Genomic DNA, 1,250 nt, shown 5'->3' on the forward strand with positions numbered 1-1,250 from the left:
ACCGGCAGCGCGGTGCTGGTGGACGAGGCGACGCCGGCGTGCTCGCTCATGCACTCCCTGGCCTACCAGCTCATCGCGGCCGGCGCGGTGGCGCCCGACCGGCTGCGCGTCGTCAGCGGCGTGCCGTGCCCGGCGCCGGTCAACCCGGGTCTTCAGGCCCTGCTCGCGCCCGACGTGCCCGACGTGGTGGACGCCGCGCTGGCCGCGCTCGGAGCACCTGCCCGGCGAGGACCCGCACTGACGAAGGGATCGGTCTGATGGGACTGCTGCGCCCCGAGGCGCTCGACGCCGACGACCTGACCTACCGCATCTTCGGCCTGGGCCGGGACAACGAGCCGTGGCGGGCCGAGGACGTGATCGCGAGCGGTTCGTTCACCCGGGACGCGAAGCGGTCGGAGCTGGCCTGGAAGCTCGCCTCCCGCGGCTACTACGCCGAGCAGGCGGGCCTGGTGGCCGCCGCGACCCTCGCCGTGCAGACCGACGACACCGCGCTGCGGTTCAGCCTCGCGACCGCCGTCTCGGACGAGGCGCGGCACGCCGACGCCTTCTACCGCTACGCCGGCGCGGTGGGCGGTGAGCCCGAGGAGTGCCAGGAGATGGTCGAGCCGCTCGACGAGGGCCTGACCGCGCTGCCCTACCTGGGCAAGGCGCTCGTGCACACGATGCTGGAGGGCTTCGCGGCCGACGAGTTCCTGCTGCTGCGCGAGGTGTTCGCGGACGACCCGCTCGGCACGCTGTACCACCACATCCGGCACGACGAGGTCCGGCACATCGCGATCGGCATGAACTACCTCGCCCGCGAGTCCAGGACGCCCGCGGGGCGGGAGGCGTGGCGCGAGCACGGCGAGGGGTGGATCCGGACCGGGCTCGGGCTGACCGGGCTCGACGGCGTGGCGAAGTGGCTCGGCGCGCTCACCGGACGCGACCCCGTCGCGGTGCACGACTGGTTCCTGCACCGGCATCGGATCCGGCTGCGGGCGGTTGGGATCGAGACGGCGGGAGGAGGTGACGTGCATGAAGATCAAGAAGGTGGAGATCAAGACGACCGTGACAGGGGTGTGCAAGTACCTGCAGGGCGGTGACCTCGCGGCCAAGCGGAACACCGCGAAGTAGCAGTTCGGAGCCGGGGGGGGCCGGGCCCGGCCGGGCCACCCCCGCCGCTGCACCCCCCCCCCACCCCCGGCGCGCCGCGCCCACGGCGACCAAGAGGAAGAACGGCGGGTGGGGGAAGATAGGGGACCACCCCGAGG

1 protein-coding gene and 1 pseudogene are annotated in these 1,250 nt (G+C 73.5%); both read left to right on the forward strand.

Translation table 11 applies throughout. From position 1 onward, the window contains the following. Nucleotides 1–258, forward strand: a pseudogene (locus AB0G02_RS40990) (hypothetical protein); the annotation flags it as partial. After that, a complete protein-coding gene (locus AB0G02_RS40995; RefSeq protein WP_360806185.1) occupies nt 258–1,082 on the forward strand; it encodes a ferritin-like domain-containing protein in 825 nt (274 codons plus the stop codon). The pseudogene AB0G02_RS40990 and the gene AB0G02_RS40995, both read left to right, overlap by 1 nt. Nucleotides 1,083–1,250: the final 168 nt, after the last annotated feature.

The sequence above is a fragment of the Actinosynnema sp. NPDC023658 genome (assembly GCF_040639995.1).
Taxonomy (GTDB): Bacteria; Actinomycetota; Actinomycetes; order Mycobacteriales; family Pseudonocardiaceae; genus Actinosynnema.

Excerpts from the sequence above, each read along its gene's own strand:
- AB0G02_RS40995 (WP_360806185.1), top strand. The coding sequence starts at position 258 with ATGGGACTGCTGCGCCCCGAGGCGCTCGACGCCGACGACCTGACCTAC.